Below are 17863 nucleotides of genomic sequence, written 5' to 3' on the forward strand. Positions count from 1 at the left end.
GACAGGCTTAGAGCTTGATTCCGTTGAGGAGAATGATGCTCATCAGGAGAGAAAGAACGGCGTAGGTTTCGACCATTGCAGGGAGAATGACGGCTTTTCCTGTCTCCTCAGGGCGTTTTGCGATCATCTGAATGCATGCGGCCGAGGTTTTTCCCTGGGCGATAGCAGAATAATAGCCACCGACAGCAATAGGGAGACAGGCAAAAAAGACGGCGAGTCCCTGCCATACATTGACGGAGATTTCATCTCCTCCGCCGAGGAGGCCGACTTTGAGAATTGCGAAGAAAGCGATAAGAAGTCCGTAAATTCCCTGAGTTCCCGGAAGAGCCTGAAGAAGGAGGACAAGGCCGAACTTCCCCGGGTCTTCAGTCATGACACCGGCTCCGGATTCTCCGGCGATGCCGACTCCGATAGCGGATCCGGCTCCTGCCCACCCTGCGGCCATAGCTGCTCCAAGTATTGCCAATGCGATTCCAAGAAGATCCATAGTATTGACACGCTCCTTTCAAGCTATTGAAATTATTCGACAGGGTCTTTCTTTATGGAAACGAAACTGGTGTTGTACGTCAGGGGAGCGAAAATCCTTCCTCCGCCTGTGTAGAATTTGCTGAAAAACTCTACGTACTGAAGCCTCAGGGAGTGGACGAAAGCCCCGAGTACATTCACCGCGATGCTGAAAATGTGTCCTCCCACAATCAGAAGAAGGGCAAGAACCCAGCCGATAAACGGAACGTTTCCGGCAAGCCCCGCCAGCATGTTGATGATGACCCCCACTGCCGATGTGGCGAGCCCCAGCGCGAGAAGCCTGCTGTAGCTGAGAACGTCGCCGAGGTACGACGTGACACCGTAGAGGCTCAGCAGTCCCGAGACTGCCTTTGAGACGAACCCTGTCTTTTCCCTTCCCTGAGTTGCTATGAGAACAACCGCTCCCGCGATAGCAAGAGTCTTTGCGAGGGACGCGGTGTCAGCGGACAGAAAGCCGCCGGCGGTTCCTCCCCAGAGAAGCAGGCCGACAAGAAAGACTATCCAGCCGCCGGTGTCCGCGAAAGCACCCATGTAGTTTTTCTTGCGGAGCGCGTCGTAGAACGCGATCCCAAGGCCGAACATGAGCTGGACGATTCCGAGGGCGAGGGAAAGGGCTAGAAACACCATGGGGTTTTCCATGGGGTTGAGGACGACCGGGGCATTTTTCAAAGGACGGAGGAAGGAGAAAATGCCGAAAGCATCCACCAGGTCACCGAACCAGCTGCCCGTAAGCGCTCCTACAACCACCGTGGAAACACCGGAAAGAACGAAAAGTTTGAAAAACTCCCTGAAACCGGTGGGCATTCTCTGGAATTTTCTGAGGAACCAGGTGAAGAACCCGATCATGATCAGCCCGTATCCTGCATCGCCGAGGCACATCCCGAAGAAAACAAAGAAAAAGGGAGCGAGAAGCAGAGTGGGATCGATTTCTCCGTATTTAGGAGCTCCGTAGAGCCGTGTGAGGTTTTCGAAAGGGAGACACCAAAACGGGTTGACAATGCGGGACGGAACGCTGTCCTCCGGACCCGGTTCCGAGATAACGAGCTCAATGGAGGAATCAAAGGAAGCAATCGCTTTTTTCACATCAGGAAGATCGGAATCCGGGATCCATCCGCGGAGCATGACAACCTGATCTGTTGCGTTTCCTGAAGCAAGGGCCGCGTATCTGTCCCGAAGCACGGAATAATAATCGCTCAGGGCACGGATTGTGGGTACCCATCGGGCAGCTGCCCCTGCGGCCTTCTCCAGTATCTCCTTTTCCTCCGCTGCAAGGACGTTTCTTCTGTCGCCGATAAGGGCAAGCTCCTCAGAAACGCCGGATTGAAGCGCAGGTGGAATTTCCATTCGGTTGAACGAGTGCCGGGCGTTGAGTTCCATGGCTTTCTGGGAAAATGCTCCGTCAAAAAAGAGAGCCACGATCCGGTCTTTTTCTTTCTCCGCCCCCGGAGCGACATAGACTTCTCCCATGGTGCCGAGAAGGGATTCCGCTCCCCGTTTCCAGGGTTCCACCTGATCTGCAGGCATGGTCCCGAGGAGACCCCTGACGTGTTCTGTGCCTGAGGAGAGAAGTTCAAGCGGGTATGGGAAATCCTTCAGGGAGAGAAGGAGCGATTCTGTTGAATCCAGCTGTGAAGACTCGGAACGGATTTCCATGAGCCTCCGCTCGAGTCCGCGGATCTCTTCGGCAAGGGAAGGAAGATCTGTCCGGGAATCCAGCTCCCTGGTCTGCCGGAGCGAAAACTCCTCTTTCTCCCCCATAGCGCGGGCCATTCCGGACACTGGATCAATGAAATGGGGTTCCAGAAAGCGGAGAAGAAACCGTGTTTCTCCAAGAAGAAAATCCACCCTGGAAAAATCTGGATGGGTAATGACCGGTCCTTCCGATCCATCTTCCGAGCTGAAGGGAATTACCTCGAACGATCCGGTATTTTGAAGGGCAGACAAAACCCCATCCACGTCGGATTTGTGGATGTAAAACTCGGCTTTTACAATTTTAGCCACGGCCATATCGAGAAATCACCTCTTCCGCAATCCATTTCGCCGTGCTCGGGACTTCTTTTCCGAACTGCTGAGCGAGGGTTTCCGCGTTTTTTCTTCCGGCTTCAACGGTTTTTTGTGCTTTTTCTTCAGCTTCTTTTTCCACCGAGGCTATTTTTTCCTTATACTGGCGGAAAGCCTTCTGCTTGGCTTCTTTTACCCTGCGTTCGGCTTCGGTTTTCACTTCGTTGACCATGCGGGCTGCCCCGTTCTTTGCTTCCTTGACGGTTTCCCTGGAACGGGCTTCGACTTCCTTGATCTCCTCAGCCAGATTCACTGCCATACGTGCCACCTCCTTCCGAAAAAAAGTTTGTTCCATGGACAATGTCTCAACATAAAAACATAGAGTATTTTATTACTACATAAAATTCGTGTCAAACTTAACAATATGTCCAGAGCATAGGGGAATTGTCGAAAAATATTTGTTCTATTAGGCGGAACAAAGTGGGGAAAATAAAGGGCAGAAAAAAATGGAGCGGACAACGGGATTCGAACCCGCGACCCTTAGCTTGGGAAGCTAATGCTCTACCAGCTGAGCTATGTCCGCCCTTGTGTCAGACGAAGGATATTATATCTGCCACTTTTTCTTTTGGCAAGACTGATGGAATCTTTTTTTATCCCCCTATCGCCTGTGAACCCAATTTTCGCCCTTTCCAGCCCCGGCGGACACCCCTCCGGGGGAAAAGCGAACCGCCGTTTCCACGTGAACCGTATGGGGAAACATGTCGAAACACTTGATTTCCACCGGGCTGTATCCTTCCTGGCGGAAAATGGAGGCGTCCCGGGCGAGGGTCGCCGGGTTGCAGGAAATGTAGACGATGTCTCGGGGTGCCATGTCCAGAATGGAACGGACCGCCTCACGGCTGCACCCTGTCCTGGGGGGATCGACAACTACCGTATCGAAATCCCCCGAAAGGGAACGGATGTTGTCTTCAACCGGTCCCGGAAGGATCTTAATCTTTCCTGACATGCCGTTGGCTTCCACGTTTTCCTTCATTCTCTCCACTGACGGCAGCCACTCCTCCACAGCCGTCACCGAAGAGGCGTCCCTCGCAAGGAAGCAGGTAAGGGTGCCGATACCGCTGTAGAGTTCGAGCACTTTCCCCGAACCTCCGGCTCCGGCCATCTGCGCTGCAGTTTCGTAGAGCCTGGCGGCCTGCTCGGAATTGACCTGAAAAAAGGCGGTAGAATCGAACCTGAACCTGAAGGGGGAGAGTTCTTCCTCGATCAGTCCGTCACCGAAAAGTGTTTCTGTTGATTCGCCGACGATGACGTTGCTCCTGGAAAAATTGTAGTTCAACGTCACGGTCCGAAGGTTCGGGCATTGGGACCTCAGAAGGGGAACGAGCCGGTGTTCGGCACGTTCATGTTCGGCTTTAGAGAGCCTCCGGGCTGCGACGAGCGAGATGAGGACGTTGCCTGTACCGGTGCCGCATCTCAGAATAAGATGGCGGAACAGCCCCTTTCCGCTCTTTTCGTCGTAGGGAGGAAAGCCAAGGCTTGAAAGAATTCCGGAAACCGTTCCCGGCAGATCTCCTATTTCCTTCGCGAGTATGGGGCACGAAGTGACAGGAACAATGTCATGGCTTCTTCTCGCATAATACCCCGCTGCCGTTTTCCCACCTGCGTTTCCTATGGGAAGAGAGCCTTTGTTGCGATAATTTTGCTCCCTGGGACTCGGCTCACAGGAGGGGATATCGGGAAAAGTCCCCCGGTAAATCCTTTCAAAGGCATCCCTGACAATATCCCTCTTCAAACTGCACTGGAGGGAATACTCTGCGTGCTGGAGCTGGCATCCTCCGCACCGTTCATAGAGAGGACAGAAAGGAGTGCTCCTGCCCGGGTGAGGAAGAAGTATTTCTTCCGGTTCCGCTATGGCGTACTCTCTTTTTTTTCTGATGATCCTTCCCCTGATTTCTTCTCCGGGGAGAGCCCCGGGAACAAACACCACAAGCCCTTCGGAAGTGCGTGCGATACAGCTTCCGTCGCTGCTGATCTTTTCAGTGCGCAGCACAACCCTTTCTCCCTGCTTCACTGCCATGCCCCCCAATCCCGTGTGCCAAAAAACAGAAGGCAAAGGTCATTTTTATGACCTCTGCCTTCCTTGTTAACGGAAGATGTTCCTGTGAATTTTACAGGTGAACGCTGTTTTTGAAAAGAAGGTACCCTTCATCGAAGGCCTGGGAGTTGAGCTGTTTCGTTCCTTCAGGCACTTTGCCGAGAATCGCCTTCTTGATCGATTCGGGCTTTGCGATCTTCTCAAGTTCGAGAACCCTGGCGACCGCTCCGAGGGCAACCATGTTCGTGACGAGTTCTTTGCCGATTTTTTCACGGGCGGTCCGCACGATGGGAAGGTAATATACGTTGGCGTCCACCTGGGGGAAGCTGGTAACGAAGAAATCATCGTAGATGATTCTGCCTCCCGGAAGTGTTTCTCCGGCGTATTCCTCCGCGGCCTGCTGGGTCAGGATGACCTGCAGATTCGGCTTGATCGCCTTGGGATAGTCTATGGGCTCGGTGGAGATGATCACCTCGGCCTTGGACTTCCCGCCCCGGGCTTCCGGCCCGTAGGACTGGGACTGAACCACATGGAGGCCGTCCTCGAAAACGGACGCTGCCTCTCCGGCAATGACTGCGGCAAGGATTACGCCCTGGCCGCCGGAACCCGCAAATCGGATTTCATATCTTCCTGCCATTTCACTTCCCCCTTACGTTTTCGATCAAGGCGAGGTACTGGTCCGTATATTCGGGGACATCCTTGTTGACGAATTCTCCGGTGACGATCTTTCCGGCAAGCTCCTCCGGGGACATATCTTTCGCCTTTGCGAGGGGAACGGAGTTGTTCTTGAAGTAGTTAACGTTGTCAATGGGGGTCCTCCGGTTGTTTTTCCTTCCGAACGTGGTATGGCAGTGGGTCAGTATTTCCACCACGGAGAATCCCTTCTTCTGGATTCCGTTCAGGATGAACTGTTCGGTCTGCTTGGGGTTGGCGATGGTGGAACGGGCGACGTAGGCTGCCCCTGCTCCCTCAGCAAGCTTGCAGATGTCGAAGGAAGGATCGATGACGCCGTAGGGGGTGGTGGTTGCCATGCTTCCCGCCGGCGTGGTGGGAGAAGCCTGACCGCCGGTCATTCCGTAGATATTGTTGTTCATTACGATGGCCGTTATATCAATGTTCCGCCTGCAGGCGTGAATGAAGTGGTTGCCCCCGATGGCGGTGCAGTCTCCGTCACCCATGACGTCAATAACGGTAAGTTCCGGCTTTGCGAGCTTGATGCCCGTGGCGAAGCCGAGGGATCTTCCGTGGGTGGTGTGGACCGTGCATGCATCGATATAACCTGCCATACGGCTCGAACAGCCGATGCCGGATGCTATGACCGTCTGGCTTTTCTTTTTCTTGAGGGTAACCAGAGCCCTGAGGAGAGCATGCATGATTATGCCGTGCCCGCATCCCGGACACCAGATATGGGGGAAAAACCGTGTGCGCAGCCAGCTGAACACTTCCTGATTAGGCATAATCAGGCCACCTCCTCAATGACAGCGAGAATTTCTTCAGGCTTGAAAAGTTCGCCGTTGACAAGGTTGTGAGCCACAACCTTGGCCTTCCCGTGGACGGCCCGCTCGACTTCGAGGACCATCTGGCCGCAGTTCAGCTCGGGGACGATAATGGTTTTCACCTTCCGTGCGAGCTTTTCAAGTTCCTTGTCGGGGAAAGGCCAGAGGGTGATGGGTCTGAAAAACCCGGCCTTGATGCCCCGGTTCCTCGCCTCGTGAACTGCCCTCAGGCTTGACCGGGCCACGCTTCCGTAGGCAAGAACAATCACTTCGGCATCGTCGGCGTATACTGTTTCGTATTCGACGATGTCGTCGCGGAAGCGGTCGATTTTTCTCATGAGGCGTTTCATTTTTTTCTCGATTTCATCGGCGCTGTTCGTGGGAAATCCCCAGTCGTTGTGGGTCAGGCCGGTAATATGCCACGTGTAGCCGTCACCGAAGGATGCCATGCAGGGAAGGTCGTCTTTCGGATCCGGGCGGTATGGAACGAACTTTTCAGGAATGTCTGTGGGGCGCTTCCGGTCTACGAGCTTGGAAGGGTCAATTTTCGGCACGAGGACTTTTTCGCGCATGTGGCCGATGATTTCATCGCTCATGATCAGAACCGGCTGACGGTATCTTTCTGCTGCGTTGAACGCCTTAATGGCTATTTCATAGCATTCCTGGACGGAAGCGGGAGCATAGCAGATGGTACCGTGGTCTCCGTGGGTTCCCCAGCGGGCCTGCATGACATCCTGCTGAGCGGTTTTCGTGGGAAGTCCTGTGGAGGGACCGCCGCGCATGACATCCACCACAACTATGGGGATCTCAGCCATGTATGCGAGGCCGAGGTTTTCCTGCTTGAGGGAGAATCCGGGTCCGGAGGTTGCAGTCAGGGATTTCATCCCGGCGATGGAGCCCCCTATCGTGGCGGCTATTCCGGCAATCTCGTCCTCCATCTGGATAAATCTTCCGTTCAGCTTCGGGAGCTCTTCAGCCATGATTTCGGCAATTTCCGACGAAGGAGTGATGGGATATCCTCCGAAAAAACGGCAACCGGCGGCGAGAGAACCGTAAGCGATTGCCTCGTTTCCCTGCCAGAAGGCGACATCAGGCATCCTTCTCTTCCTCCTTCTCTTTCACGGTAATTGCCATATCAGGGCAGATGTTCTCGCACTGTCTGCAGCCTATGCAGTCATCCTGACGGGCCGGGACAGACTTTCCGCGTACTTCGTCGAGCTCGAGCACTTTTTTCGGGCAAATGTGGATACACAAGGAACAGCCCTTACACCACGAATTGTTCACCTGGACTTCGAACTTTTTGGGCAACAAAGTCACCTCCTACGGGATTGTCCAAACGGGTTCAAAAACAGCACTGGTAAAATCTTCCAGCTATCTCATCTTATATGTGAAAGAATATCTTTAAGCTGATGGGACTTCAACTGTGAAAACATATTTATCTTTTTTATCTAGGTCTATATAATGAGATAAAAAAGATAAAAACCAATCAGCCTATATCGGGTTCACGGAAATATTGTGCCGTGACAGCCTGGGGCGGAATAGCCCTCTCTTTGTACAGTCCCGCAAGAAGGACATCTGCAGAACCCCGTGGGGCTGCAGGTTCGAAAGGACCGGGAATGCTGCCGGAAAAAAAACCGGCGCATTTTTCGGGGGCATCCGAAAGAAAGAGAACCTCTCTTTTTCGGTCTTCTGAAGGGAAAAGAGCTGCCTGAAGTTCGTCACGGCTGTATGCTCTCGGAGGCATTGCCTCTTTCGGGTGCTCCCCCGCCGCCGCAGGGGCGTAGAGAGCTGAATACACCCTCCCTCCGCCGGCCCAGAGAAGAGGACAGATGTGGCTTTGTGAACTGCCGGGCCTTCCGAAGACGAGCGATTCAAGTGAAGACAGTGGAATTACAGGCTTTTCGCCGGCTGCCCAGGCGAGGAACTGGGAAAAAGCTACCCCCACCTTTATTCCGGTGAAGGAGCCGGGACCATTGACTACAGCGATAAAATCGAGATCCTGAACCTTGAAGGAAAAACACCTGAGAAAAAAATCGACAAGAGACGGCAGGAACGAGGATTGCCTTTTTCCTAGATCGAGATTCATTTCTCCGCAGACGGTTCCTCCCTCGGAAAGTCCGAGAGCGGTCCATCGTGCGTTGGAGCAGTTGATCGACAAAATTCGGTGTTTCATTCGGGAATGACCTCCCCTATGATCTGCCAGATTAGGGAAAGAAGTTCCTCCCCTTCGGGGTTGAGAGCAAAAAAGTCGAATTGGCGGCGTTCCGGAAACCTGAGAAAATCAGGGGAAGAAATTTGTACTTTCCAAAGGGGCCGCCCAGAAAAATACGGGACCTTTTCTGCCCATTCTACGAAAAGAACCGTCTCGCCGGAGTCGTCTTCCTGGAGGTCGAGATCATCGACATCCCGGGACTCCAGCCTGTAGAGGTCTGAATGAACGATCTTCCTGTTCCCGGCAGAGTAATGGTTGACGAGAGTGAAGGAAGGGCTTCGCACTTTTCTGAAGCCGAGGGCCTCGCAGAACCCCCGGACCAGGGTCGTTTTTCCTGCTCCCAGATCTCCGGAAAGGAGAATAGTAATCCCGCCGGAAATATGCCCCGCAAGCAACGCACCGAGCTGTGCCGTTTCCTCTTCGGATTCAGTCACCGCCGTTCGTGACGGCTTAAAAAACATTATCTGGTCACCACTCCTCTATTTTTTTCTTCGGAGAATGAAGATAAAAAGAAGGGCACCGAAAATGACCAGAAAAACGGAAAACAGCATGGGAGCAAAGGAGATTTCTCTTTGCATGTGCCGTGCTCCAAGGAGCCAGAAGAGCGCCAGGGCAAAACCTGCGGCCGTATAACGAAATCCTTTTATACGGATTCTCTCTGTCTTTTTCAGTTCTTCATCCCAGTCTATTCTTTTTCTTCTCACAATGGTCAATTCCTCATTCTCATGAGTATTCCGGGGATTTCATCCGCGATTTCCCCTGCAAGGACTCCGTCAAAACCCTTCGATGCGGCCAGGGACTCTGCCGCCATTCCATGAACGCATGCACCCAGGGCGGCGCTTTCAAGGAGAGGGGTCCCGGCGGACAGAAAGGCGGCGATTACCCCTGCGAGGACATCACCGGAGCCGGGAACGGCAAGGCTCCTGTTCCCTGCCGTGACGAGATAGGTTTGCTGTCCGTCGTCGCAGAGTGTTCCTGCTCCCTTAAGAAGAACCGGCCCCCACTCCTCCGCTACACGTCGTGCCGACGAGATCCGGTCTTTCCTGACATCCTCCGGCCGGACCCGAAGAAGCCGGGCCGCCTCTCCTTCATGAGGTGTGAGGAGGACTCTTTCCCTGTCGAACCTGTCTCCCGATTCCGATAGCCAGAACAATCCGTCGCCGTCAAGGATGATGTTGCCTTGCCAGGCGGAAAGCACAAGGCGGCAGAGTTCTCCAGCCCTATCGGAACGGCCTAGTCCAGGTCCCAGAATGACTGTTTCAATCCTCTCCGACCATGCGGAAAGTGTTTCGGCAATTTCTCCGTCGCTCTTCGAGAAAAGGCCGCTTTCAAGGATCGCTTCGGGAAGGAAGGAGGAACATGGTGCACAGGATGTTTCATCGGAAAAGAGAATACCAAGCCCGCCCCCCGCTCTCAGAAAAGACCGGACGGAAAGAAGAGGCGCTCCCCGGTAGAGTGCGCTTCCTCCTATCACCATGGCTCCGCCTCTCATGCCCTTGTGGATGTCTTCAGGAAAATGGGGAGGGAGCAGCCTCCCGTATTCCGGAGAGAAAGAACGGATGCGGGGAACGGCGTTCCGGGGCAGCGGGAAACCGATGCCCGCCACAATGACTTCCCCTGCAAGCTTTCTCCCGTCGCCTGCGGCGATCCCTGTTTTGGGAGCGATCATCGTGATGGTCATGGCGGCTCCTGCACAATTCCCGTCAGCTTCTCCCGAGTCCGGATCAATTCCGGTCGGGATATCCAGGGCAACGATTCTTCCCGCCTCTTTTGAAAGGGAGCAAAGCCGGGCAATTTCTCCCCTCAGGGGGCCTGACGAGCCGATACCCAGAAGTGAATCCACCAGGATATCTGCCTTTCGGATGTTCCAGACAATCTCCTCGTCTGAAGAGACAGATGAACAGGAGACGTGAATCCCGCACTGAACGGCAAGGCGGCAGTTCTCTTCCGTGATTCCCTTCAGGCTGTCGATAGGAACCGCTGAGAAAATCCGGACCTTCCTCCCTTGTGCAGCGAGATGCCTTGCCGCGACGTACCCATCGCCTCCGTTTTTCCCGGGGCCTGCGAGAACGAGAATCTCGCCCAACGGAAACCGGTTCATAATGACGCCGGCAGCCGCCGCCCCCGCGTTTTCCATGAGGAGAGATTCGGAAACCGCAAGGTTTTCCATAATCTCATTTTCTAATCTTCTGATTTCAGCGGATGTGAAGTAATTCATGGCTTGCCTCGATGGCGACTACGGCAACGGCATACTCTCCGTCGTGAGAAATGGAGAGAAAGGGGTATCCTTTTTTTCCGCCCGGAATAAGGTCTTCCACGGATTCCCCCACACGGAGAACCGGTCCGCTTTCCGTCCGTTCCACCCAGACTCCGCAGAAGGCAATGGAATACATGGAAACCGAAGAAGCCTTTGAAAAGGCTTCCCTTGCGGCAAAGCTTCCGGCAAGATGCCGTGCGGGGTCAGCCTTTGAAAAGGCGTAGGCGACTTCGTCAGGATGGAAGACCCTCTTCAGGAAATGGTCGGACCGGATGGATTTACGCATTCTTTCCACGTTGCAGAGATCGACTCCCAGTCCCACAATCACGTTGTTTCCTCCACACGAAATTTGATTTTTACGAAGGTTATACCATAAAAAAAGGGCTCCGGCAAAACCGGAACCCTTTTTTCCTCAATAATGGTGGGTGGTAGAGGACTCGAACCTCTGACCTCTTCCGCGTCAAGGAAGCGTTCTTCCTCTGAACTAACCACCCAACAGGAAAGAATTCTACATACCTCAGGGCCTTTTGTCAATAAGCCGCCCGGAACAAAACGCCCATATCCGGGAAAACGAGAGCTTCCGCATCCATTCGGGAGTTTCCCATCCTTTGCGGACAGACGCCCTGGACAGGGCTCCGCTGAACAAGGCTCCCCAATAGGCATAGGGCGATTTCGTCCACAAACCTATGACGAAACAGGAGAGACAGATAAGCCCAAAAAAATTTCTGTAGGTCAAAACCTTTCACCCCTGCTCTTTTACCACGGAGTCCCAAGCAGAAAATGGGGCAGAAACAGAGAAAGCCTGGGAAAATAGGTTGTTATGAGGAGCGTCGGGACCCATGCAAAGGCTATTATCCAGAGCGTCGGCCCCATCATCTCGTTTATTGGCGCGTTACCCAATCGACCCCCAAGGTACAGGACGGGTGCCGCCGGCGGTGTGATGCATCCCAGTCCCGTATTGACGCCCACGATGGCCGCGTAATGGATGGGATTGAAGCCGAGTTCGATGATTATGGGCATGAGTATGGGGGTTCCCAGTGTGACTGAGCTGATATCGTCCATGAGCATTCCCATGATGACCAGGAAAATATTGATCATGAACAGAATGATCCAGCGATTTTCGGAGACGGAACGAAAGAGCCCCAGCATCTTCCCGGGGAGGTCCTCCATGATATAGAGCCTGCTGAGCATCATGACTGAATAAAGCATTACCATGACAACACCAGTGGTGACCGCCGACTCGACAAGGGAGTCCCATAGGCCTCTCCATGTGAGTCCCCTGTAAATGAACATGCCTGTCGGGATTGCGTACACCACTGCAACGGCGGCCGCTTCGGTGGGAGTCATAATGCCTCCGTAGATACCGCCGAGAACTATAACGGGAAGCATGAGGGCGGGAAGGGCCGAGAGCCCCCGTTCCTTGAAGAGGCGCATTTTTTCCTTGCCGTGGACAGGTTCGTTTACCTTGACATCGGGATTATTGCGCACAAGCCAGCAATTAACTACGCAGATGAGGGCTGTCATAATGAGCCCCGGGATGACTGTCGACAGGAAGCAGGCAAGAATTGACTGGCCCCCGATCCAGGCAAAGATGATAAGTGTCGAATTGGGAGGAATCAGCATTCCGAGAAGGGAGGCGTTTGACATGACCGCCGCCGCGACGCCCCTGGGGTAGCCTGCTTCCCTGAGTCTCGGGAACATGATGGAACCGATGCAGGAAAGAGTGGCGCATGCCGATCCGGTAATGGATCCGAAAACGGCACAGGAGATCGTCCCCACAACGCCGAGACCGCCTTTAACTCTTCCGACGAGAAGGTCGACGAGGTTGATCAGCTTTTCACCGATCCTTCCCCTCTCCATGATGCCTCCCGCCATTATGAAGAGAGCGATGGAGATAAGCGCGATGCTGTTCATCGAACTGAATCCGTAGGGAAGAACCATGGAAGTCTGGTACCCTGCGCCCTGCGGACCGCCGAAGAAGAGCAGCCACGCGGTCGAGGCCATAAAGCTCATGGGAACCGGGACGCCGAGCATGAGACAGAAAAGAAGGATCAGAACGGCGATGTATATCATAAAATTCCTCCTTTAATCAAAGCCCGGAAACTGCGTAGCATTCTCATGAAAAAATAGTAGGACATGAAAATGAGACCGAGAAAGACCGCCAGGTAGGATGTCCAGAGCGGAATCTGCCAGACAGTGGTCTTGGGAATCGCGATGCCTGTGCCGAGGGGTCCCATGAAGCCGAACATGAAAAAATCGTATCCGTACCACGTAAAAAGAATGCTGATCCCGGTGGTGATGAGATTCCGAAGAAAGATGACTGTTCTCTTGAGAGTTCCGTCCTTCATATAGGAATCCACTACGTCGGCGGAAACATGAGTGTCATTGTAGGCGCCGTAAGCACCTCCCATGAAATAAAGCCAGAAGGCGAAAAGTTTCACCCATTCCTCGAAGCCGTACAAGTCGCCGCCGATGATGTAGCGAGTGAATGCCGCAGCCGATATCACCACTGAAAGCAAAAGGGAACAGGCAACGGTGACAATGGAGAAAAAGGACAGAAGGACAAGATCGATCGGGGACTTTCTGTCCGGCCTGTTTTCAGGGAAGCAGCCCATGGCTTCGCGTTCTGACATGCATTTCTCCTTTCTGCCTCAAGGGAGCAGGCGGAGGAAGCACTCCTCCGCCGTGCTCCGCAGGCTTGCCGTGTAGATTATTTGGGGGCGTACTGCTGCTTGAATTCTTCTATCAGTTCCTTGGAGAACTTGTCAGCAAGCTTGTCCCATGTGGCGGAAACCTTCACGAAAATGGGCTTCAGCTCTTCGGGTGAATAGGTAAATACCTGTATGCCGGCCTGTCTCATAAGCTCGAGATGTTTTTCCTGGTCCTGCTTCGCAAGTTCGATGCTCATTTCAGTGACCTTCGCGCATGCATCGGCGATGACCTTCTGATCTGCAGGAGAGAGCTTATCCCAGGTTTTCTGGCTGATCATGTAATTGAAGTTTTCAACGGAGTAATTCAGGTCGTACCAATACTTCAGAACGTCTTTCAGCATGGTGTAGGCAGCCGTCGGGGTCATCCCGTCCACGCCGTCGGCGACTCCTGTCTGGAGGGCTGTGTAAACTTCCGCCCAGGGAACGGTGACGGTCTTGTAGCCCATGGCTTCCGCGCCGAGTTTGTACACGTCCATGTTGGGGATGCGCACGAGAATTCCCTTGTCCACGTCGGGATTCAGGGGCTCGTTTACCGGTTTCGTGCTTCCGATGCCGATAAAGCCTTCAACCTGGAAGCCGAGGAGCTTCACGCCAAGTCGCGAGCTGAGTTCGTCCATTTTTTTGAACAGCCATCCGTCAGCGGCGAAGACTTCCTTCGCTTCGTCGAAATTCCTGACGAAGCAGTTGATGTAGGTTACTTCCAGCCTGGGGTCGAACTGGCTGGGGACGGAAATGGCCGCCATGTCTATGGTGCCCCGGATGAGCTCTTCATAGACAAGGGTATAGTCGCCCAGCTGGTTCGCGGGATAAACGACGATTTCGATTCTTCCGTTCGTCTTTTCCTTGACTTCTTCGGCAATCTGGTGCATGAGCTTTGTGGCGGTATGCTCAGTGGGAACCTGTCCCGCAAAACGAAGGGTCATCTCGGGAGCCGCGGAGGACATCGCCGGGACGGCAAGAGATACAGCAAAAACAGCCGCGAGAAGAAGAAGGGCGAATTTTGTTCTCTTATGCATTATTTCAGCACTCCTTTCAGTTTTCTATCACCAAGAGTTGCTCTCCGAAGCGCTCTTTCCTCCACTGTCAGGCCGGCTTCTCCTTCAATTCCCCCTTTAAAAAGATGTTTTCTGGAACTTGTGTTCAGAAACTCTCCTGTGCGGTTCTGGCGATAATCTCTTCCTGGTGGTGATCGTCCAGGTCGACAAAATAATCGCTGTAGCCCGCTACCCTAACAAGAAGGCCGCGGTATTCATCGGGATTTTTCTGGGCTTTTCTCAGTGTTTCCGTGTCAACGACATTGAACTGGATATGATGACCGCCGAGATTGAAATAGGTTCTGACGAGCCGGGCCATTTTCTCCAGGCCCCCCTCCCCGTCCAGAACAGACGGAAGAAACCGCTGGTTCAGGAGAGTCCCTCCCGATTTGACCTGGTTCATCTTGCTGAGGGATTTCACCACTGCCGTCGGCCCCCTCCGGTCGGCTCCGTGGGAGGGAGACGTGCCGTCCGATTCCGGAACATGGGCGAATCGCCCGTTCGGCGTCGCCCCGAGTTTTTTCCCGAAGTATATGTGGCATGTGGTGGACAGCATGTTTACGTGATAGGTGGATCCCTTTGGTGACCGCTTCCCGTCGATGGCATCGAGAAGGGACCCGTAGACCTTTTGCATGATTGAATCTGCGTATTCATCGTCGTTTCCGAAGAAGGGTGTCCGGTTCCAGACGAACTGCCGGAGCTCTTCGTGATCTTTCCAGTTGTCCTTCAGCGCATCCAGCAAAGAATTCAGAGCGACGGAGCCCTCTTCAAAGACATGCTTTTTGAGCACGGAGAGGCTGTCCGTTACGGTTCCTATGCCGCAGCACTGGATATAGTCCGTATTGTACCGTGCTCCGCCGTCGTAGTAGTCTTTTCCGTTCTCGATGCAGTCGTGGATGAGGACGGAAAGGTACGGGGCCGGGGCATGGCGGGCGAACATCCGCTGGATGTAGTTGTCGGTCCGGATTTTGACATTCACCACATGGGCGAGCTGTTTTTCGAAGGCCCGGTACAGGTCGTCGAAATCACGAAACTCCAGGGGATCTCCCGAAGCAATTCCTATTTTTTGTCCGGTGAGGGGGTCGGTGCCGTTGTTGAGCGTAAGCTCAAGGATCTTCGGCACATTCAGGTACCCGTGGAGAATGTAGGCTTCTTTCCCGAAGGATCCCGTCTCCACGCATCCGCTTGTTCCTCCGGTTCGGGCGTCCTCAACCCGTTTTCCCATTCCGAGCTGCTCCATGACCACTGCATCGGAATTGAAGGCCGAAGGATACCCCGAGCCGCGCCTCATGATCCGGCATGCATGCCGGAGGAACCTTTCCGGCGTTCTTGATGATATGTGGACGCTCGCCTGGGGCTGAAGAAGCTGAAGTTCGTCGAGGACGTCGAGCATGAGGTAGGAGACTTCGCTGACCCCGTCGGCGCCGTCTTCAGTCACTCCTCCGAGATTGATCTGGGTAAAATCATTGTAGGTCCCGCTTTCGGCAGCCGTGACGCCGACCTTGGGAGGAGCAGGCGTATTGTTGACCTTTATCCAGAAGCAGGAAAGGATCTCCTTTGCTTTTTCCCGGTCCAGAGTGCCATCCCGGATTTCTTTTTCATAGAAAGGGGCGAGGTGCTGGTCAAAATGGCCGGGAGACATGGCATCCCACCCGTTCAGCTCCGTGATTGTTCCGAGGTGGGTGAACCAGTAGGTCTGGACCGCTTCGTGGAAGTCCCTGGGGGCATGGGCGGGAACATGGCGGCAGACATCAGCAATTTTGAGAAGTTCGGCTCTCCTTTCGGAGTCCTCCGTTCCTTCCGCCATCCTCTCGGCCAGTGCCGCATGCCTTTCCGCGAATAGGATGACGGCGTCGCAGGCAATGTCCATCGCCTGCAGCTCCTCATTTTTTTCCGTTGCATGAGGATCGTTTATCCAGTCCAGGTTTTTCATTGCACAGGTAATCCTGCTCTTCAGGTCAAGAAGTCCTGTGCGGTAAATTGTCCCGTCGAGGGCTGTGTGTCCCGGTGCACGCTGCTCCATGAATTCGGTAAAACAACCGGCTTCGTAGAGGGCAATCCATTCCGCGGGAAGATTTGAGAAAATCCGATCCCGGAGAGTTCTCCCTTTCCAGTAGGGAACGACGTGTTCGCTGTATGCGGAAATATCCCCCTGTGACACCGTGTACCGTGTCATGGGCCGGGAGTTCAGTATCTCGAAATCCTCCGCCGTATGGCAGTTCAGCTCGGGAAAAGTGGAAACGGCCTTGGGGCGGGGACCCCTTTCCCCGACGATAAGCTCCCTGTCACCGATGTATATCGTTTTTTTCTCGCAGAGATTATAGAAATTTTTCGCCCTCAAAACAGGAACGGAATACTTTCCCTCGTTTTCCCGGTAAAACTCGGTGGTCAGCACCGCCCTTTCGATGGAAACGCTCGGTGCGGTTTCAAAACTTTCTTTGCGCAGACACTCTATTCTCTCGTTCATGACAAGCCGTTACCCTCCTTTTACCGCTTCAATGCCCTGTCTTCGGAATATATCGAGAGCTTCCGCTATTTTGTCTTCTCTTGGCGGAAGATAATTCCCCATTTTGTACTCCATTACCAGGTTCCTGTATTTTCCTTCGCCTGTGGAATGATACGGGAGTATGTTGACCCCGGAAAGAGTTTTCAGAGAGGCTGAAAGCTCGGCGACAGCTTCGAGATTCTCTGTGTCGTCGTTAATTCCGGGAATGAGCGGCATCCTGATGTTAATTCGGCCCCTGCCTCTCCGGACAAGGGTTTCATCAAGCTTTCCCAGGTTAGACAAAATTATGCGATTACTTACGCCAGTATAGTATTCATGCTTCTTTGGGTCAATGTGCTTTATATCGAAAAGAAAAAGATCAGCAATTTCCGCCGCTTCGAGGATATTCTTTTCCTCGCAGTATCCGGAAGTGTCTATGGCGGTATGTATCTCTTCATCCTGCAGCTTCAGGAGGCAGGCGAAAAGAAAACGGCTCTGAAGGAGGGGTTCTCCTCCGGAAAAGGTGACCCCTCCCCCTGATTCATCATAAAATGGAATGTCCTTTTGTGCTTCCTGTACAACATCTCCTAGAGTCATTTCTCTTCCGGCAATTTCGATCGCAGACGGAGGACAGGTGTCTGCGCATATACCGCAGAGAGTACATTTTTCCTTGTCGTGGCTGAGCCGGCCGTCTGCCTTTCTGCTCCACGCGCCGGACGGGCAGACGGCTATGCAGCGGCCGCAGCCGATGCACCTGTTCGGGTGGCGCAGAAGGACGGGCTGAGGGGATATGCCTTCCGGGTTATGGCACCACCAGCAGGAAAGGGGACATCCTTTCAGAAAGAACGTGGTCCGTATTCCCGGTCCGTCGTGTATGGAATATCTCTTTATATCGAACACGAGTCCCCTGGTCATTTTTTCTCCACAGTCCCGCTCAGCCCTTCTCCCGGTCATCATGCCCTTCCCGCCGACCTCCAGCAGGGTTCGAGAAGTTCGAGCACTTCGGGGCTGCCGAGCCCCAGGCGCTCCACCGTCTCCTTCGTCGGC

The 17863-nt window shown here is 53.8% G+C and carries 17 protein-coding genes and 2 tRNA genes; all 19 read right to left on the bottom strand.

What is annotated here, in order from left to right; all coding sequences use genetic code 11:
- Positions 1-7: 7 nt before the first annotated feature.
- The 19 genes from C8D99_RS12225 to C8D99_RS12315 all read right to left on the bottom strand — a co-directional run bounded on the left by C8D99_RS12225 (position 8) and on the right by C8D99_RS12315 (position 17773).
- Positions 8-487: a V-type ATP synthase subunit K gene (locus C8D99_RS12225; protein ID WP_133958701.1), complete on the bottom strand. Its 480-nt coding sequence runs from the start codon at positions 485-487 to the stop codon at positions 8-10.
- Between the two features lie 32 nt (positions 488-519).
- On the bottom strand, positions 520-2370 hold the full coding sequence (locus C8D99_RS12230; protein WP_243833925.1) for a V-type ATP synthase subunit I: 1851 nt from the start codon (positions 2368-2370) through the stop codon (positions 520-522).
- A 148-nt stretch (positions 2371-2518) separates the two neighbouring features.
- Entirely contained in the window at positions 2519-2845 is a 327-nt protein-coding gene (locus C8D99_RS12235; RefSeq protein ID WP_133958705.1) for an ATP synthase subunit B family protein, read from the bottom strand.
- Between the two features lie 188 nt (positions 2846-3033).
- A tRNA-Gly gene (locus tag C8D99_RS12240) sits at positions 3034-3109 on the bottom strand.
- Between the two features lie 75 nt (positions 3110-3184).
- Positions 3185-4597 (bottom strand): 23S rRNA (uracil(1939)-C(5))-methyltransferase RlmD, encoded by a 1413-nt coding sequence (rlmD, locus tag C8D99_RS12245; protein WP_166670168.1) that lies wholly within the window; start codon positions 4595-4597, stop codon positions 3185-3187.
- A 97-nt stretch (positions 4598-4694) separates the two neighbouring features.
- A complete protein-coding gene (locus C8D99_RS12250; protein WP_133958709.1) occupies positions 4695-5258 on the bottom strand; it encodes a 2-oxoacid:acceptor oxidoreductase family protein in 564 nt (187 codons plus the stop codon).
- Between the two features lies 1 nt (position 5259).
- Complete coding sequence (locus tag C8D99_RS12255) at positions 5260-6078, bottom strand: 2-oxoacid:ferredoxin oxidoreductase subunit beta (RefSeq protein WP_133958711.1); 819 nt, start codon at positions 6076-6078, stop codon at positions 5260-5262.
- Positions 6079-6080: 2 nt separating this feature from the next.
- Positions 6081-7214, bottom strand: a complete 1134-nt coding sequence (locus tag C8D99_RS12260) for a 2-oxoacid:acceptor oxidoreductase subunit alpha (protein WP_133958713.1) — start codon at positions 7212-7214, stop codon at positions 6081-6083.
- Entirely contained in the window at positions 7207-7425 is a 219-nt protein-coding gene (locus C8D99_RS12265) for a 4Fe-4S dicluster domain-containing protein (RefSeq protein ID WP_133958715.1), read from the bottom strand. The genes C8D99_RS12260 and C8D99_RS12265 overlap by 8 nt, the downstream gene beginning before the upstream one ends.
- A 178-nt stretch (positions 7426-7603) precedes the next feature.
- Positions 7604-8290: a tRNA (adenosine(37)-N6)-threonylcarbamoyltransferase complex dimerization subunit type 1 TsaB gene (gene tsaB, locus C8D99_RS12270; protein ID WP_133958717.1), complete on the bottom strand. Its 687-nt coding sequence runs from the start codon at positions 8288-8290 to the stop codon at positions 7604-7606.
- The gene (tsaE, locus tag C8D99_RS12275; RefSeq protein WP_133958719.1) at positions 8287-8790 is read right to left on the bottom strand and encodes a tRNA (adenosine(37)-N6)-threonylcarbamoyltransferase complex ATPase subunit type 1 TsaE; all 504 of its coding nucleotides are present in this window, start codon (positions 8788-8790) and stop codon (positions 8287-8289) included. Before tsaE ends, tsaB begins: the two co-directional genes overlap by 4 nt.
- Before the next feature lie 248 nt (positions 8791-9038).
- Positions 9039-10499, bottom strand: a complete 1461-nt coding sequence (locus C8D99_RS12280) for an NAD(P)H-hydrate dehydratase (protein ID WP_166670169.1) — start codon at positions 10497-10499, stop codon at positions 9039-9041.
- A gap of 25 nt (positions 10500-10524) precedes the next feature.
- A complete protein-coding gene (locus C8D99_RS12285; RefSeq protein ID WP_133958723.1) occupies positions 10525-10914 on the bottom strand; it encodes a holo-ACP synthase in 390 nt (129 codons plus the stop codon).
- 91 nt (positions 10915-11005) lie between these two features.
- Positions 11006-11080, bottom strand: a tRNA-Val gene (locus C8D99_RS12290).
- A 262-nt stretch (positions 11081-11342) separates the two neighbouring features.
- Positions 11343-12659 (bottom strand): TRAP transporter large permease, encoded by a 1317-nt coding sequence (locus C8D99_RS12295; RefSeq protein ID WP_133958725.1) that lies wholly within the window; start codon positions 12657-12659, stop codon positions 11343-11345.
- Positions 12656-13219, bottom strand: coding sequence for a TRAP transporter small permease (locus C8D99_RS12300; protein ID WP_133958727.1), 564 nt, complete (start codon positions 13217-13219; stop codon positions 12656-12658). The genes C8D99_RS12295 and C8D99_RS12300 overlap by 4 nt, the downstream gene beginning before the upstream one ends.
- 77 nt (positions 13220-13296) lie before the next feature.
- A complete protein-coding gene (dctP, locus tag C8D99_RS12305; protein ID WP_133958729.1) occupies positions 13297-14313 on the bottom strand; it encodes a TRAP transporter substrate-binding protein DctP in 1017 nt (338 codons plus the stop codon).
- Positions 14314-14437: 124 nt separating this feature from the next.
- A complete protein-coding gene (gene hypD / locus C8D99_RS12310) occupies positions 14438-16798 on the bottom strand; it encodes a trans-4-hydroxy-L-proline dehydratase (protein ID WP_133958731.1) in 2361 nt (786 codons plus the stop codon).
- A 9-nt stretch (positions 16799-16807) separates the two neighbouring features.
- On the bottom strand, positions 16808-17773 hold the full coding sequence (locus C8D99_RS12315) for a glycyl-radical enzyme activating protein (protein ID WP_243833926.1): 966 nt from the start codon (positions 17771-17773) through the stop codon (positions 16808-16810).
- Positions 17774-17863: the final 90 nt, after the last annotated feature.

Source organism: Aminivibrio pyruvatiphilus, from assembly GCF_004366815.1.
GTDB lineage: Bacteria > Synergistota > Synergistia > Synergistales > Aminobacteriaceae > Aminivibrio > Aminivibrio pyruvatiphilus.

What these genes read in the sequence shown, in the direction of transcription:
- C8D99_RS12250 (WP_133958709.1), bottom strand. Translation starts at nt 5,258, where the DNA reads ATGGCAGGAAGATATGAAATCCGATTTGCGGGTTCCGGCGGCCAGGGC.
- C8D99_RS12225 (WP_133958701.1), bottom strand. Translation starts at nt 487, where the DNA reads ATGGATCTTCTTGGAATCGCATTGGCAATACTTGGAGCAGCTATGGCC.
- C8D99_RS12300 (WP_133958727.1), bottom strand. Translation starts at nt 13,219, where the DNA reads ATGTCAGAACGCGAAGCCATGGGCTGCTTCCCTGAAAACAGGCCGGAC.
- hypD (WP_133958731.1), bottom strand. Translation starts at nt 16,798, where the DNA reads ATGAACGAGAGAATAGAGTGTCTGCGCAAAGAAAGTTTTGAAACCGCA.
- dctP (WP_133958729.1), bottom strand. Translation starts at nt 14,313, where the DNA reads ATGCATAAGAGAACAAAATTCGCCCTTCTTCTTCTCGCGGCTGTTTTT.
- C8D99_RS12260 (WP_133958713.1), bottom strand. Translation starts at nt 7,214, where the DNA reads ATGCCTGATGTCGCCTTCTGGCAGGGAAACGAGGCAATCGCTTACGGT.
- tsaB (WP_133958717.1), bottom strand. Translation starts at nt 8,290, where the DNA reads ATGAAACACCGAATTTTGTCGATCAACTGCTCCAACGCACGATGGACC.
- C8D99_RS12255 (WP_133958711.1), bottom strand. Translation starts at nt 6,078, where the DNA reads ATGCCTAATCAGGAAGTGTTCAGCTGGCTGCGCACACGGTTTTTCCCC.
- C8D99_RS12235 (WP_133958705.1), bottom strand. Translation starts at nt 2,845, where the DNA reads ATGGCAGTGAATCTGGCTGAGGAGATCAAGGAAGTCGAAGCCCGTTCC.
- C8D99_RS12315 (WP_243833926.1), bottom strand. Translation starts at nt 17,773, where the DNA reads ATGATGACCGGGAGAAGGGCTGAGCGGGACTGTGGAGAAAAAATGACC.
- C8D99_RS12295 (WP_133958725.1), bottom strand. Translation starts at nt 12,659, where the DNA reads ATGATATACATCGCCGTTCTGATCCTTCTTTTCTGTCTCATGCTCGGC.
- tsaE (WP_133958719.1), bottom strand. Translation starts at nt 8,790, where the DNA reads ATGTTTTTTAAGCCGTCACGAACGGCGGTGACTGAATCCGAAGAGGAA.
- C8D99_RS12280 (WP_166670169.1), bottom strand. Translation starts at nt 10,499, where the DNA reads ATGGAAAACCTTGCGGTTTCCGAATCTCTCCTCATGGAAAACGCGGGG.